Genomic DNA, 16345 nt, shown 5'->3' with positions numbered 1-16345 from the left:
CGTTTGAGGTTTTTTATAATTTGGATATACTCCCCCTAAAACTTACCTCCCGTTGCTCTTCGTAGCTGAATCCGCCCACTTATGCCACCGGTCAATCCCATTCTCCGCACCGATACTCCTCCAATGTCGGTAAGCTTTTGGGTGGCTTTCCGGTTTTGGTTAAAACTGGGCTTCATCAGTTTTGGCGGCCCCGCAGGCCAGATCGCGGTCATGCATCAGGAACTGGTAGAAAACCGGCGATGGATTAGTGAGAAGCGATTTTTGCATGCGCTCAATTTCTGCATGGTGCTACCTGGTCCGGAGGCACAACAGCTCGCCACGTATATCGGCTGGTTGATGCACCGTACTTGGGGCGGCGTGATCGCCGGCGTGTTGTTTGTGTTGCCATCGCTATTTATTCTGATTTTTTTATCCTGGATTTATATCGCTTTTGGCAGCATGCCGCTGGTGGTTGGTTTGTTTTATGGGATTAAACCTGCTGTAACTGCCATCGTTGTGCAGGCTGCGCATCGCATTGGCTCGCGTGCCTTAAAAAATCCTGTGTTGTGGGCAATCGCCGCAGCGTCTTTCGTCGCAATCTTTGCGATTGATATGCCTTTCCCTTTGATTGTATTGATTGCCGCTGTTATCGGCTTTCTAGGCGGACGCTTTATGCCGCAGTATTTTCAAACCGGTGGCGGTCATGGCGCAGCGCAAAAACATGTTGGTGCTGCATTGATTGACGACGATACTGCGACACCTGCGCATGCTTTATTCAGTTGGAGGGGTTTGTGTAAAGTTGCTGTCTCAGGTTTGGTGCTTTGGAGTGTGCCAATGGCCTTATTGTGGATGCTGTTCGGTTGGGAGCATCCCTATACCCTGATGGCATGGTTTTTTACTAAAGCGGCTTTGCTCACTTTTGGTGGTGCTTATGCGGTGCTGCCTTATGTGTACCAGGGTGCGGTCGGGCATTATGGCTGGCTGAGTGCGTCACAAATGGTCGACGGGCTGGCGCTGGGAGAAACTACGCCGGGCCCCTTGATCATGGTGGTAGCCTTTGTGGCCTTTGTCGGTGGCTATCTGAAAGCTCTGTTAGGAACTGAGCATCTGTTTCTCGCAGGTTCAGTGGCAGCTAGTCTGGCGACCTGGTTCACTTTTTTGCCATCATTTATCTTTATTCTGGCAGGCGGTCCGTTTATTGAATCAACCCATAATCAATTAAAGCTGACGGCACCGTTGACGGCCATTACCGCCGCAGTCGTTGGTGTGATTATCAATCTGGCGTTGTTCTTTGCTTACAATGTGCTGTGGCCTAATGGGTTCAGTGGCAAATTAGATATGATGTCGGCGCTGATCGGGCTTGGTGCTGCAATTGCCTTGCTAAGGTTTAAACGTAATGTGATTCATGTGATTATCGGTTGTGCGTTGCTTGGCTTGGCGCTGCAATATATTCCGGCGTTCATAAAATAAAAATGCAGAATTTTTGGGGGTATATGCGAAAATACCAATTTATGTCCATAAATTCATTGGATTTTTAAATATACTACCACCAAGTATAAATTATCACACATAGATACATTGAGCTAGATAAGTCTTCGGTTGAGTCAATTATGTTGAGACATTGCTCACCCTAGATCTAATTAACTGGCGTGATCTGTCAATGTTTTTTTAAGACGACAGCCCACCATTCTTTATATTATTTTTTTGCTTCGTCCCGCATCACGGGTGATAAACTTCGCATAGAAGAAGTTAGTCTAATTTTAACTTCGCATTTACCCATTTTGCATTGCGATTTATGTCTCAACACCGTATGTCTGACGTGCCAGCGATTGATAACACATCCCCTATTCTTTACGGTGCTTTTGCACCAGAACTGATACGTCAAGAAACGCTGGCGGATCTGCTTGAAGCCACCGCTCTCGCCCACCCCGACAAGACTGCCCTGATTTTTGCTGACGTGGCGCTGAGTTATCGCGTTTTAAACGAGCGAGCCGATCTGGTTGCGTCGCACTTGATCGCGGCAGGCGTCCGGCCAGGACATATTCTTGGCTTATGGCTACCACGCGGCATTGATTTATTAGTCATGCAAGCAGGCATCGCCAAAGCCGGAGCTGCCTGGCTACCGTTTGATGCCGATGTGCCCGTCGACAGGATTGCTGTTTGTCTGGATGATGCGCAGGCATTTGGAATACTGACGGCAGATGCTCTCGCATCTCAGCTACGTTCAACTACCTCAACTACATCAACAGCACATCAACTATCACCTGCTTGTCATATCTGGACTGCAATGCAGTTGATGACGGCCATCGACGCACCACTACTGCGACGCCAAGCGACCGCCCCTACCGATCCGGCCTATGTGATCTACACTTCGGGTTCAACAGGTAAGCCAAAAGGGATTGCGATTACCCAAGGCAGCATTTGTCATTTCTTACGGAGTGAAAATCAGGTTTTAGGCATTACCAGCGTAGACAAGGTGTATCAAGGATTTTCAGTCGCGTTTGATATGTCGTTTGAAGAAATCTGGATCAGCTATCTGGTCGGTGCGACTTTATGGATAGCGCCGAAAGAAATCGCAGTCGATCCGGATGCACTACCAATGGCCTTAATCGCAAATCAGGTCACTGTTTTGCATGCAGTACCGACGTTGCTAGCACTGTTTAATGAGGATGTGCCTAGCCTGCGCCTGATCAATCTGGGTGGTGAAATGTGTCCGGAAAGTCTTGTGACCAAATGGAGCAAGCCCGGACGCCAGATGTTTAATACCTATGGCCCGACAGAAGCAACAGTATCCGCCAGTCTGGCGGTATTACAGCCAGATATGCCAGTGACGATTGGTCACCCGCTACCCAATTACGGTCTGCTGGTGATTGATGCGGATGTGGAAAAGGGTTTGCGGCTATTAGCGCGTGGTGAAACCGGGGAGCTGTGTATTTTTGGCCCGGGCGTATCCGATGGTTATCTGGGACGACCTGACCTGACGGCAGAAAAATTCATCGCCAATCCTTGGTCTGCTCCATCGAACAGTCTCAATGATCAGCGGCTATACCGAACGGGTGATCTGGCACGTATTGCGGAGGATGGCTCGGTCCAATGTTTGGGGCGTGCCGACGATCAGGTCAAAATCCGCGGGTTTCGGGTTGAGTTGGGCGAGATAGAAGCCGTACTGGCGCAGCAAGCGGGTGTTGGTACCGTCGCGGTCATTTTACGTTCAGAGCAAGGTGTTGATCAGTTGATCGCTTTTATTGTGAACGACTCTTCTCACGTGATTAAACCGAGCGACTTACGACAAGCCTTATTGGCAAGCTTGCCTTCGTATATGGTGCCAAGCCGCTATGAATTTTTGAGCGAAATGCCAAGGCTTACTTCAGGCAAGATCGACAGAAAGACACTGAAAGCACAAACGCTTTCAGAAACGGTGAGCACGGAAGAATCCGATCTTCCAGAAACGCCGGCAGAAGAAATTTTATTTGCGGCCTTAAATAAACTTTTGCCAGGACAAGCAATCCACAGAAGCGCCGATTTTTTCTCCGATCTGGGTGGACACTCCTTGCTGGCAGCACGTCTGGTGTCGATGCTGCGAGCAGATGCCCGATATGCCTATTTCAAAATCAGTGACATCTATCAATCACGGCTGGTCGGGACAATTGCTGGCGTCATGACTGCCGGCGCGATTACCTCAGAAAATATTCACACCACTTGGGAGCAGCCATCTGACGTCAAGCGTTGGATATGTGGTGCTGCTCAGGCGGTCATGATTCCCTTTTTGGTGGCCATGCGCATGATGCAGTGGTTAGCGCCTTTCTTCGCTTATCACTTTTTTACTGGCGACCCCGACGACTCGATTATTCGTGCAACCTTTTTATCCGTTGGTGTTTTTTTATTGCTGACCCTGTTTGAGTTTGTAATCGCGATCGCAGGCAAATGGCTGATCGTGGGGCGACTTAAAGCAGGCAATTATCCGTTGTGGGGTGTCACATATTATCGCTGGTGGCTGGCAGACCGGCTGGTAGAAGCAGCACCGACCTACATGCTGAGTGGATCGTCGATGTATGCCTGGTGGCTGCGGGCATTGGGTGCAAAGATCGGTAAGGATGTGAACATCGGCTCGATCACCTTGCGCTCACCTGATTTATTACAAATTGGTGATGGCGCTAGTATTGGTAACGCCTGCAATTTTGAAAATGCCCGTGTTGAACGCGGTCTGCTGCGTTTAGGTAAGATCACGCTGGGCAACGAAGCCTATGTCGGTTCCTATTCGGTTCTGGAAGGCGGTACTGAGCTTGGCAACTTCGCCCATCTGGAAGGTCAGTCTGCGTTGAGCGAAGGTCAATCTATTCCCAATGACAGAATCTGGCGCGGATCGCCTGCGGCTGATGTGGGTGTATTTGATCCGGCATCGCGCCCGGAACGACCAGTTGTATCTGAATTACGATTTTTCACTGAAGCTGTGTTCTTTATTTTTGGTAGCTTGTTGATTACCGCGTTATTTTTCTTGCCAGTGTTCCCTAGCTTTATTACGATCGATTGGTTTGACAATCTGGATAGTTTGCCTTGGCTGCAAAGTAATAATATGTTTTTCCAGCTGACCAAGTATTTCATCCTCGCCTTCCCCGCTACAGCGATCTTGATTGTCTGTACCGCGCTGTTATCGGCCGGTATACGCTGGAGCATTTTGCCGAAATTGAAAGCGGGAACGTACCAGGTACATGGCAATACTTATTGCGGCAAATGGCTGGTCAATCAGATTCAGGAATCGAGCCTGAATGTTTTGCACGGCGTATATGCCACGGTGTATGCGCCTTACTGGTACCGGCTATTGGGCGCAAAAGTGGGACGCGGCGCAGAGATTTCAACCGCCTTGGGCGTCGTGCCAGATATGCTGACACTGGGGGATGACACCTTTATCGCTGATGCAGTTTTATTAGGGGATGAAGAAATTGATGGCGGCTGGATGAGTATGCAGCCGACCGTAATTTCTCGCCGGAGCTTTGTCGGTAACGGCGCGTATATTCCAGATGGCACGATCTTGCCTGAAAACGTTTTGATCGGTGTTCACACCAGTGCGCCGCGCAATGATCAAATGCATGAGGGTGATACCTGGTTAGGTTCGCCGCCTATGCATTTGCCGGCGCGGGAAGAAGTCAAAGGGTTTCCCGAAGAACTCACCTTCCGCCCATCAGCAATGCGTCGTCTTGGTCGTGGTCTGATTGAAGCATTCCGGATTATTTCTCCCCATGCGATGGTAATTTCTGTTGGCTACACCATTGTGCTCAATCTGATGCCTTTGGCCGGTGATGACCGCTGGGGCGATGTCGCCTATTATTTATCGATTGCCGGACTTTGGTATGGTGTTGGCAGTTTTGCCTTTGTCATGGCCTTGAAATGGTTGTTCATTTTCCGCTACAAAAAGAGCAGCATGCCAATGTGGACCTCGTTTGTCTGGCTGTCTGAAGGCATTACCAATTTGTACGAAGGAATCGCTGTCCCCAACTTCATGCGCTATTTGCGCGGTACACCATGGTTGCCATTGGCGTTTAATTTGTTGGGTGCCAGAATTGGTCGTGGTGTTTATCTGGATACGACGGATATTACCGAGTTTGATTGCGTCAGCATCGGTGCATATAGTGAGATCAATGCACTGGCCTGCCCACAAACTCATTTGTTTGAAGACCGCGTGATGAAGATTGACGAAGTTATCATCGGTGAACGCGTCTACATGGGTGCCCGCAGCTCGGTGTTATATAGCGCCGTCGTGGGTGACGAAGCCAAACTCGGCGCGCTGACTCTGGTAATGAAGGGCGAATTTATCCCCGCCAAATCCAGCTGGCGCGGCTGCCCGGCAGCGATTGCGCAATCCTGACGAGATGAGGGCTGAAGCAGATTCGTCCAATCCGATGCCGACGGCATTGGTAGCTATTACTACAGCACCCAAGCTAGCTGTCTATTCCTGGCCTGATTTATTGCCAGAAGCGGTAGAAGCATTCCATCAACACAAAAGCGTAGTTATTTCTGTAGTTACAGAGATAACTACGCTGCGTGATCAAGCCAGACTGCAAATACGCCACGCCTTGCGGGATCTGTTCTCGCAAGCCTTCTCTATCCCACAGGAACAAGTGCGAATTGTAGGATCGGCAGGACAAGCTTTAAGTATCTGTATTAATTCCAGCGACACAGACAAATATGCTCATGAACAAGAGATCGCGCTAGGCGTGTCAATCAGTCATGAGCCGGGTTTATCTATTGCGGCGATCAGTTTTCAAAAAAATATCGGCATTGATCTAATGCGGGTCGATTTGTCCCTGGATTGGCGGGATGTAACACAACTTTATTTAGGCGATGAGGTCTATAAGAAAATTGCCGGACAAACAGTTCAGCATCAGCTGCTGATGTTTGCACAAGAATGGACTATGCAAGAGGCTAGACTGAAGTCCCAAGGGTTGGCTTTATCAGAATGGCATCCTGATCTGGCAGCACGTTTAAAAAAATGCAGAACGATATTGTTAGATTTGCCATCCGGCTATGTGGGTGCCATCGCCTTTTAAAAACGGTAAAAATAGTTAAACCCAGATTTTCCATTAGACCGCTATCACTTCGCAAAAAACGCGGACGGCGTGCGGTCTTCAGAGGGATAACACCACCGCGATTTGAGTGGGAGCGCTACAGCGACAAGTGCACCTTTGGCGAACTGCCTGGTGTTGTTGCTCCTCTTAGCAAGATGCAGCTTGCGTCGTCGTCGCGTCTAGCCAGTCAGTCCGCCAAAGGCACACTTCTCGCTGTTCCAATGGAAAATCTGGGTTAAAGCCTGAAATGGTTCAGACGCGCACCAGAACTTAAAAAATGACTGGAGCTTATTGTCTGGATAAGAACTGGAATTTATTGGGTAAGAGATCTAAGCTTAACGCTAAGTGGCCTAAGTAGCGTCAAACAAACATGCCGCATTATGATTAGCTTGGTGAATTAATATACTCCCCTATTAATTCTTTAAAACATAGCTTAACGTCCAATGATTTATTGGACGTTAAAAATATACTCACCATCAGTATAAATAATAGCTTGGCTTGATAAAAGCCAGAATGGAGATCATGATGATAGCCCCACGCTTATTAAAGATGCTTGGCCCACTACTCGCCGTACTCAGTTTATCTTCCTGTGTAAGCTGGGGCGTTGGAACAATTAAGATCGGTCAAACCGAGGCAGAAGTCATCGCACAATTGGGTCAGCCAACGCATATCTACCAGGACGGCGATCAGCATTTGCTGGAATACATGCGCGGTAGGATGGCACAGGCAACACACATGGCGCGTATCGGCTCTGATGGCAAGCTGATCTCTTATGAGCAGGTATTAACTCTGCAAAAATTTGCTCAAGTCAAAGTAGGACAATCCGACAAAGCCAGCGTACTAAAAATCATCGGAGCACCGAGCGAAACTGGCTTTTTTCCGCGAGTACAACTAGAAACCTGGTCTTATCCCTATAAAGAAAGCGGTGTGTGGGACTCACTGATGTCTATCTATTTTGATCAAGCCGGAATTGTGAGCAAGCTAGAAAACGGACCAGATCCTTTGCGCGACCCTAGCGAGCGTCGATCCCGCCATTAACCTGGAAACGGCCGTTGACCGCTTGTCAGTATAAATAAGTAGTTGATTCAATTGACTCATGTCAGCGTTTTCACCGTCACCGTCGCCGTTCTGGTGAGAGCGCTACCAATCTGATTGCATACTTTTCGGCTCCCCCAACTGCGTTGCTCCTAGTTGAAACATGAAGGTTGCGTCTCGCCTTGCTGGAGAACCGAAAAAATGCACACTCAAACTCGTCCAACTGCCGTTTCTAGGTTTAATCCAACGATCAGAAGCAAGGGCAGGAACATACACCCGTGACTTGTGATCACCTGCCGACTACCATCTTGCCTTAGAGAAGATGATCAACCACTTGCGGAACAATAATAGTTCCAGATGTCCCGCCTCTATCCCTGTCGAAAAATCCATCAACGGATTGACGTGGTAATAACGTTTGCGGAAATCACGACAGACAAAAATTTCACGGCTACCCAATCGCATCAAAAATGATGTTGGGGCGAGTTGCAAGCTAAATTGTCCGTCAAAGGAATTATCAAGGTGTGCCATATTGAACCGTCTCCAAATCAGTAAATGAATAAAAAGTGGTAATAAGTTTGTTGAATAAAAAAAGCGATAGAGCTAAAGCGATACGACAAAACATACTTTAGCACAAAATACTGTATATGCAATCAGTATTTTATTTATTTCATTATTTCGCTAAGTGATTGAAAAATAGATGATTTAAATATTATACTGAATATACATACAGTATTTATTTGGACTTATAAAAAATTGTCCCGGCAAGACGCAGCGACGAAAGCAGTACTTTAAGTACGCTTAAGCGCGGCAACACAACTGAGGCGGTTTTGCGTAAGTCCCATCTATTAAAGTGTTTATTTCAGTATCTATGTCTTCCCTCACCCCAGATCAAATTCATCCCTCTTTATGGCGCGCATCGCAGTTGGCGCGTAGCCATGTCGCTTGTGTAGAAAGCAGTTTTCCGACGCTGTCGGCCGAATTGCCCGGTGGTGGCTGGCCGCGAAGTTGTTTGATTGAGTTACTGCTCCAGCATCACGGCAGTGCTGAATTGCGCTTATTGCATCCTGTTTTGTCCAGACTTGCCAGACAAGATGGAGGCTCGATTATGTTCATACAGCCGCCTTATGCGCCGCAATTGTTAGCCTTAAATGCTTTTGGCATTCCACTCTCTCAATGTGTCTGGATACGGAGTAAAAAACAAGCCGATGCTCTGTGGGCGGCTGAGCAGGTTTTACGTAGCGGCAGTTGCGCTGCCTTGTTATTGTGGCAAACGCAGATCCGTTCAGAAGCCTTACGTCGTCTGCATCTTGCTGCGCAAGGTGGGGAAGCAGTTTTTTTCATGATGCGACCAAGCACTTGTGCCGACACACCTTCGCCAGCGCCATTACGCCTGCAAGTCGCACCTACCTTAGAAGGCGTACAAATTCAATTTATCAAACGACGCGGTATCCGGCGAGAACAGCCTTTGCTGCTGAGAATTCCCTCGCTTTTGTTACCTGACTCAGCAATTGCCTCCCATTCACCTGTTTTGTCTACCGGATTGACCAATGACACGCCTTTGGATCGCCCTGCACTTGCCACTGTTGCAGCTAGAAATTTTTCGTCCGAACTGGTTAACTGAGCAGGCTGCAGTCGTGCTGGAGCAAAATCGGATCACCTGCGCATCCGTATTAGCATGCCATTCTGGCGCGCAGATCGGTATGCGTAAAGCAGGTTTGCAAATGTTGCTACCATCCGCGTTGTTCTATCAGCGCCAGCCAGCACTGGAAACACGCGCCCTACAACAAGTGGCGATGGCATTATTAAACTACACGCCGCAAGTAGCTTATGCCGGACATGATTGTTTGTTGATGGATATCGGAGCGAGCTTGCGGCTGTTTGGTGGCATCCGTGCCTTATGTCGCCGGATTAAAGAAACCATGCGCGTGATGGGAATGACCATCACACTCAGTTGCGCACCAACCGCGATGGGTGCATGGCTGCTTGCACGTAATGCTGCTAGCACTGCCGACAAGCTCAACAAGCATTCCAGCAAAAGTAGACGGCAACGACCTCCGGCAACAAGAATTTTAAAATTGAACAAGCTAGTGCAAAGTCTGGATAGTCTGCCTGTGCATCTGCTCCCCGCTGCGACTCCTTGGCTGGACTGGCTGCGCGGTATTGCCTGTGATGACTTGGGAACGCTACAAAAATTACCACGCGCCGGATTGAAACGTCGTTGTGGCAAACAGATTCTCGATGTACTAGACCAAGCCTATGGTGAACAAGTCGAGCTATTCGAGTGGATCGCAATTCCGCCTCAGTTCAAAGTCCGTATTGACATGCCCGACCGGATAGAACATGCAGAAATGGTCCTAGCTTTTATTCGTAGTCTGCTAACACAATTGATGGGATGGCTGACTGCCAAGCAACTCGCAGTATCGCAAGTCGATTTACAACTAGAACATGAACGTGGTCGACAAGCTATTGCGCCCACTCTGTTAAGTATTTTGTTAGCCGAACCAGTTTGGCGCGAAGATCACCTGATACGCTTACTCAAAGAACGTCTGGCACAAGTGAAGCTTGAGGCGCCTGTCATCGCCGTCAGCTTGGATGCCAGCCAGGTTCAAGCAATGCATGTCCCCAATGCGACACTGTTCCCGGAACCCAAAGCTCACGCCGAAAATCACCATCGCTTACTGGAATTGCTGGTAGCACGTTTGGGTGACAATCAGGTTTTGCAGGCCGCACCACTAGCCGATCATCGGCCTGAAATAGCAAATCACTGGACATCGGTGATTCACCAGCAGGCAACAGAAAAACAATGTCAACAACAGCAACCACCCCTACAGGCATCCCGCCCTATGTGGCTTTTAGAAAAAGCGATCGCTATCGAAATACGGCAACACAGACCTTATTACCAGGCGCCACTCAAACTACTGACAAGTGCAGAAAGAATAGAAGCTGGCTGGTGGAATGGGCAGTTAGTAACACGTGATTACTTCGTCGCGGAAAATCCAGCACATATCCGCTATTGGATTTATAGAGAACGTCTAGGTGAGCAGACCGATACCAACGCAAGCTGGTTTGTACATGGTGTCTTTGGTTGATCTATCATGACAACCACTCCATTATTACCACCAACACCACCAACACCACCATCGTCACCCACGCCGTCAACATCTGCACAACTGTCGCTGCCCTATACACTGCCGGAATATGCTGAGCTGTTTTGCCAATCCAACTTCAGTTTTCTGCTAGGGGCTTCTCATGCAGAAGAGTTGGCAACACGCGCTGCACAACTCAATTATTCCGCTTTAGCAGTCACGGATGAATGCTCATTAGCCGGTGTTGTACGTGCGCATGTCGCGGCAAAGAAATCTAAGCTCCCTCTGATTGTCGGTAGTTATTTCAAACTCTCCGGCACACTTGATTTTCCTGATTTTTTGATGAAAAGCGCCGCTAACAATCCTGCGACGATTCAGGCTGAGTTCCAAACGGACACTCAAACGCACAAGCAGGACTCTATGCAACCGCCTTCCCTGATAGTACTGGCACAGAACCGGCAAGGCTATGGCAATTTATCTGAACTAATCACATTGGCAAGAACACGTACCACCAAGGGAAGTTATCTGATAACTCCAGAGGATTTTAGTCATCCTCCTAAAGACTATGCGCATCTGAAAGGGCTTCCCGATTGCCTGCTGATTCTGATTCCAGACTATCCCGCTGATGCGGCGATCTTGACAAAACAACTGCGATGGATGACGGTACATTTCCCACAACGAGCCTGGATCAGTCTGACTTTGCTCTATCAGGCGATGGATGAGCAACACCGTAAAACGATCATCGCTCTCGCTAACCAATATCGTATCCCTTTTGTAGCAACAGGTCATGTCTATATGCATGTGCGCTCACGTAAGCCACTGCAAGATGTGCTGACTGCCATCCGACTTAAACGCTCGGTTGCAGAATGTGGTTATGATCTGGCGCCCAATGCAGAGCAACACTTACGTTCACGACTACGTCTGGCCAATATTTATCCAGCAGCGGCATTGGCCGAAACGATACGAATTGCCTCCCTATGCCAATTCTCTTTAGATGAATTGCGTTATGAATATCCCGATGAATTAGTACCAAAGGGCTACACACCTGCAGCCTACCTCAAACAAGAAGTCGCATATGGAGCAGCACAGCGCTTTCCCAACGGGATCTCAAAAAAGGTCGCAGATCGTATCGACTATGAGCTTCATCTGATTAACGATCTCGCCTATGAGCCTTATTTTTTAACGGTCTACGATATCGTTAAATATGCACGCTCAATTGGCATCTTATGTCAGGGACGTGGATCAGCAGCGAACTCTGTCGTCTGCTATTGCCTGCATATTACGGAAGTCGATCCTGAAAGCAGCACCATGTTGTTTGAGCGTTTTCTTTCAAAGGAAAGAAATGAACCGCCTGATATTGATGTCGATTTTGAGCATCAGCGACGTGAAGACGTGATCCAATACATCTATAACAAATATGGCAGAAACCGCGCTGCTTTAGCCGCAGCAGTACATACATTTCGATCCCGTGGTGCACTGCGCGATGTTGGTAAGGCTTTAGGAGTAGATTTGGAGCTAGTAGATACCGTCGCCAAATCACATCGCTGGTTTGATAGCAAACAGGATCTGCTCTTACGTTTTGCTGAAAGCGGGCTTGATCCTGAAGGCGCACTGGCACAGCAATGGGCAAGCCTGGCCAGCCAACTACGTGGCTTTCCACGCCATCTATCGCAGCATACCGGTGGCTTCGTCATTGCGCGTGACAAATTATCGCGCTTGGTTCCGATAGAAAACGCCTCCATGAAAGACCGTTGCGTGATTGAGTGGGACAAAGATGATCTGGAATCTTTAGGTTTGCTTAAGGTAGATGTATTGGCCTTGGGCATGCTCTCTGCCTTAAAACGAGCACTGGCTTTGATGGCCACGCTACCCGGCAGACCATCACGTTTGCAGGACATTCCACGTGAAGATCCGCTGACCTATCAGATGATTTGCAAGGCCGACACAGTAGGTGTATTTCAAATTGAATCCCGTGCACAAATGAGTATGTTGCCGCGTCTGCGTCCCAAAGAATTTTATGATCTCGTAGTACAAGTTGCCATCGTACGACCTGGCCCGATTCAAGGCGGTATGGTGCATCCCTATTTGCAACGCCGACAAAATAGAGAAGCAATCACTTATCCTAAGGAGGAACTCAGGGAAGCACTAGGACGAACCTTAGGCATCCCGATTTTTCAGGAACAAGTCATGCAAATCGCCGTGATCGCGGCTGAATTTTCTCCGGGCGAAGCAGATGAATTACGTCGTGCCATGGCGGCGTGGAAACGTAAAGGCGGACTAGAGCACTATCATGATCGCATCGTCGACACCATGGTCAGGCGTGGTTATACGAAAGAATTTTCGGAAGGTATTTTTCAACAAATGCTGGGTTTTGGTGAATACGGTTTTCCAGAAAGTCACTCCACCAGCTTTGCTTTATTAGTCTATGCCAGTAGCTGGATAAAGTGTCACGAACCAGCGGTCTTTTTATGCGCCTTGTTAAACTCCCAGCCGTTGGGATTTTATTCTCCATCACAATTAATCCAAGATGCAAAACGACATCAGATCATCGTATTAGATATCGACATCCGATTCAGCGAATGGAACTCCAGCTTAGAAAAAAGTGATGGCAAGCATCCAGCTGTCAGGCTTGGTATGTCACTACTATCAGGTTTGTCGGAACAAACAGCAGAGCGCATTACACAAGCACGTCGTCAACTCCCATTTAGCGACGTAAACGATCTGGCACGCCGCGCTCAATTGTCACGCCATGATTTGCACATCCTGGCAGCAGGCAATACCTTAGTTGCTTTAGCAGGTCATAGACGACAGGCGTTATGGCAAGCCATCGGCGCAGTAACGGATAAAGATTTGCTCGGTGTCGTCAGCGTAGAAGAGTCCATCCCTATGTTGACAGCACCAACAGAGGGTCAAGAAATTGTCAGCGATTATCATGCGATGGGACTCACATTACAACGTCACCCGGTGGCCCTCATCCGTCCACAATTACTCGCCAAACGATTTTTACCAGCCGAGATGCTCAATACATTTCAGCAAGGTCAATTTGCCCGTGGCTGCGGCATCGTTACAGTACGCCAACGTCCCGGCACCGCCAACGGCGTGTTATTTATCACGATAGAAGATGAGACCGGCCCAGTCAATGTCATCATCTGGCCAAGTCTGGTGGAGCAGCAACGGCAAGAAGTCTTAAATGCACCCTTACTTGGTGTGTATGGCATCTGGCAATGCGAAGGTGATGTACGTCATCTGATCGCAAAACGTTTGGTTGATATGTCGTATCTATTAGGTGCTTTACAAACTGCAAGCAGAGACTTTTGTTAATAAGACTTACGTAAAAATGCCCTAACTAGGGGGTGTAAGAAATTTTGTGTAAACGGACATTTTGCAGGAAACTGCCCTATTGCGAGGAGCAATGATGGCCGTAGAGAAGAAACCGCTGCCAGCCGAATTACTTGATGCACTGCTGGCCGACTATAAAAAGCCTGAAGACCTGATTGTGTTGACGCGCACTCAATATTGACTAGCTGGGGGTGCGGACATAAACTTGGACTGGTTTATGCCGTAAATCCGAGACTTTCTCGGTATTTGATCGGGCTGAGGGGACTTCCCCTAATTTCGTAGACAACTCTTAACTTCCAAATTGTTGTTGCTCGAAAGCTAGGGGACTCATCTGATTCAAATGACTGTGTCGCCGTTTGCGATTGTAGAACACTTCGATGTAATCAAAGATATCAGATCGTGCTTCTTCCCTTGTTACGTAAATTTTCCGTTTGACTCGTTCTTTCTTTAAATTACTAAAGAATGATTCAGCCACCGCATTATCGTAACAATTTCCACTTCGACTCATGCTCTGAATACGTTGATGCTCTTTACACCAACGTGCAAAATCGTCACTACCAAACTGGCTGCCTTGATCTGAATGAATAATGATAGGTAGCTTAGGACGTCTCCTCCAAACAGCCATCAATAACGCATCGAGAACAATTTCTGTCGCCATCGTTGATTTCATCGACCAACCAACTACCGCTCTTGAATAAAGATCGATCACAACCGCAAGATAAAGCCAACCCTCATAAGTGCGAATGTAGGTAATGTCCGTTACCCATGCAGTATCGGCTTGGTCTATATTAAAACGCTGCTCTAATCTGTTCGGTGCTGCAATCATTGGCTTGCCTGCCTTAAATCGTGGCTTACGATACCCACGGGCAGACTTAAGTTGAGCATCACGCGTCAGCTTTGCGACTCGGTTCTCACCGCATGCGACACCTGCTTCCTTTCAATCTCTGTGGATAGGTGGGCTGCCATCAATTCCGCCGCTCTCGACATAAGATTGTTTTATTTCATTCAGAATTTGCGCATTTGCCATCGCACGTTTAGATAAAGGATTTTTCTTCCAAGCGTAGTATCCGCTGTGATTTACCTTTAGAACGCGGCACATGCTCGTTAGACGATATTGGCATCGATGCGTATCGATGAATGCGTACTTAACTCTGACTCCCTGGCAAAGTACGCAGCGGCCTTTTTTAGGATATCTCGTTCTTCTGTTGCCCTTCTTAACTCTGCCTTAAGACGAGCCATTTTTGCTTTTAGTGCGGCAACATTTTCGCTAGAGGCCGCCGACTGCTCACCGCTACTCTGCCGCAGCCACAAATAAAGGCTCTTATCAGATACACCCAACCGTTGCGCAACATCGACTACTTTATGGCCGCGTTCCGTTATTTGTTTAATCGCTTCCGCTTTAAATTCTTCCGTAAATCGACCTTTTCTCATGATGTACTTCCTTCTCAGTTTTTGACATTATTAAATGTCTACTGAATTAGGGGAAGTCCAGAGATAGCCAAGAGACATCTTAATACGTTTTTCGTTGTACCAGCGAATGTAGGCGTCAAGCGCCTCAATGAATTGTGCAATTGTGGTCGAACGCCAATCGCTCGGATAGAACATTTCAGTCTTCAACCTTCCAAAGAATCCCTCACAAGCAGCATTATCCGGCGAGCATGCTTAACGGGACATAGAACGGATCAGACAAGCCTTCTCAACCAGTGATAGCCAACCCGGCCATCGGTAGTGACCACCTCGATCGGAATGGACAATCGGTTTATCAGTGTCATTAGTGACCGTCTCGATAGCATCCAACATCCCATTCACCAGTTCTGCGTCCGTGCTTGTACTAATCGACCAGCTCACAACCATGCCATCGAAACAGTCAATCATGGGTGATAGATAAACCTTCCCTGCAGGGATATGGAACTCAGATATGTCTGTGAGCCACTTCTCGTTTGGTGCTACAGCATGGAAATCACGATTGATGATGTTTTCCGGGGCTGGAGTTATTTCTCCGACATAGGATCGAAATCTACGTCGTTTAGGTCCGGCAACATGGAGACTGTCCTGCTTCATCAGGCGCTGAACAACCTTCTCTGAGACGAACATCCTTTGTCGATTCAACGAGGCTTGTATCCGACGATATCCGTAGGATCGGTGATTGTCCTCGAAGATTACGGTCATGGTGCGCCGTACTTCTGCGTACTTGTCAGCAATCTGTTGGCGCGACCTATGGTAAAAATTTCAGTTGACGCCTTGTTCAAGCAGAACGATTTGTTTTGGCAGGCAATGACGCTTCAGATCAAATTTGTCTAGGATTGTTTGGCGCGCAGCGAGTCTAATCTGAGCCTGACTTTC

Annotated in this window: 8 protein-coding genes and 2 pseudogenes; 7 read left to right on the top strand and 3 right to left on the bottom strand. The window is 48.1% G+C overall.

Annotation, left to right across the window (positions count from 1 at the left end; translation table 11 throughout):
- The first annotated feature begins 123 nt into the window (after nucleotides 1-123).
- The 4 genes from chrA (at nucleotide 124) to bamE (ending at nucleotide 7580) form a co-directional block, all read left to right on the top strand.
- Complete coding sequence (chrA, locus tag QN395_RS19850; protein WP_369124354.1) at nucleotides 124-1449, top strand: chromate efflux transporter; 1326 nt, start codon at nucleotides 124-126, stop codon at nucleotides 1447-1449.
- A 325-nt stretch (nucleotides 1450-1774) separates the two neighbouring features.
- Nucleotides 1775-5842 carry a Pls/PosA family non-ribosomal peptide synthetase gene (locus QN395_RS19845; protein ID WP_323492790.1) on the top strand — a complete coding sequence of 1356 codons (4068 nt, stop codon included), beginning with the start codon at nucleotides 1775-1777 and terminating at the stop codon, nucleotides 5840-5842.
- Complete coding sequence (locus QN395_RS19840) at nucleotides 5829-6524, top strand: hypothetical protein (RefSeq protein WP_322118422.1); 696 nt, start codon at nucleotides 5829-5831, stop codon at nucleotides 6522-6524. Before QN395_RS19845 ends, QN395_RS19840 begins: the two co-directional genes overlap by 14 nt.
- A 540-nt stretch (nucleotides 6525-7064) precedes the next feature.
- Nucleotides 7065-7580 (top strand): outer membrane protein assembly factor BamE domain-containing protein, encoded by a 516-nt coding sequence (gene bamE / locus QN395_RS19835; protein ID WP_323492789.1) that lies wholly within the window; start codon nucleotides 7065-7067, stop codon nucleotides 7578-7580.
- 297 nt (nucleotides 7581-7877) lie between these two features.
- Here bamE and QN395_RS19830 read toward each other — a convergent pair whose 3' ends face one another.
- Entirely contained in the window at nucleotides 7878-8105 is a 228-nt protein-coding gene (locus tag QN395_RS19830) for a hypothetical protein (protein ID WP_322118420.1), read from the bottom strand.
- Between the two features lie 340 nt (nucleotides 8106-8445).
- Here QN395_RS19830 and imuA point away from each other — a divergent pair, with 340 nt between their 5' ends.
- From imuA to QN395_RS19815, 3 genes are read left to right on the top strand one after another with little or no spacing between them, the layout of a single operon-like run.
- The gene (gene imuA / locus QN395_RS19825) at nucleotides 8446-9198 is read left to right on the top strand and encodes a translesion DNA synthesis-associated protein ImuA (RefSeq protein ID WP_322118419.1); all 753 of its coding nucleotides are present in this window, start codon (nucleotides 8446-8448) and stop codon (nucleotides 9196-9198) included.
- A complete protein-coding gene (locus QN395_RS19820) occupies nucleotides 9125-10666 on the top strand; it encodes a DNA polymerase Y family protein (protein WP_322118418.1) in 1542 nt (513 codons plus the stop codon). The genes imuA and QN395_RS19820 overlap by 74 nt, the downstream gene beginning before the upstream one ends.
- A gap of 6 nt (nucleotides 10667-10672) precedes the next feature.
- Nucleotides 10673-13984 (top strand): error-prone DNA polymerase, encoded by a 3312-nt coding sequence (locus QN395_RS19815; protein WP_416200100.1) that lies wholly within the window; start codon nucleotides 10673-10675, stop codon nucleotides 13982-13984.
- Between the two features lie 307 nt (nucleotides 13985-14291).
- On the opposite strand, the pseudogene QN395_RS19810 reads toward QN395_RS19815, so the two are convergent.
- A pseudogene (locus QN395_RS19810) lies at nucleotides 14292-15433 on the bottom strand (IS3 family transposase).
- A 30-nt stretch (nucleotides 15434-15463) separates the two neighbouring features.
- Nucleotides 15464-16228 (bottom strand): annotated as a pseudogene (locus tag QN395_RS19805) (IS3 family transposase); the annotation flags it as partial.
- Between the last annotated feature and the right edge of the window lie 117 nt (nucleotides 16229-16345).

It is taken from the genome of Undibacterium sp. RTI2.2, from assembly GCF_035018705.1.
GTDB lineage: Bacteria > Pseudomonadota > Gammaproteobacteria > Burkholderiales > Burkholderiaceae_D > Undibacterium.
This window is presented reverse-complemented; position numbering and strand designations above follow the sequence as displayed.

What these genes read in the sequence shown, in the direction of transcription:
- QN395_RS19845 (WP_323492790.1), top strand. Translation starts at nt 1,775, where the DNA reads ATGTCTCAACACCGTATGTCTGACGTGCCAGCGATTGATAACACATCC.
- chrA (WP_369124354.1), top strand. Translation starts at nt 124, where the DNA reads ATGTCGGTAAGCTTTTGGGTGGCTTTCCGGTTTTGGTTAAAACTGGGC.
- QN395_RS19830 (WP_322118420.1), bottom strand. Translation starts at nt 8,105, where the DNA reads ATGGCACACCTTGATAATTCCTTTGACGGACAATTTAGCTTGCAACTC.
- QN395_RS19815 (WP_416200100.1), top strand. Translation starts at nt 10,673, where the DNA reads ATGACAACCACTCCATTATTACCACCAACACCACCAACACCACCATCG.
- QN395_RS19820 (WP_322118418.1), top strand. Translation starts at nt 9,125, where the DNA reads ATGACACGCCTTTGGATCGCCCTGCACTTGCCACTGTTGCAGCTAGAA.
- imuA (WP_322118419.1), top strand. Translation starts at nt 8,446, where the DNA reads ATGTCTTCCCTCACCCCAGATCAAATTCATCCCTCTTTATGGCGCGCA.
- bamE (WP_323492789.1), top strand. Translation starts at nt 7,065, where the DNA reads ATGATGATAGCCCCACGCTTATTAAAGATGCTTGGCCCACTACTCGCC.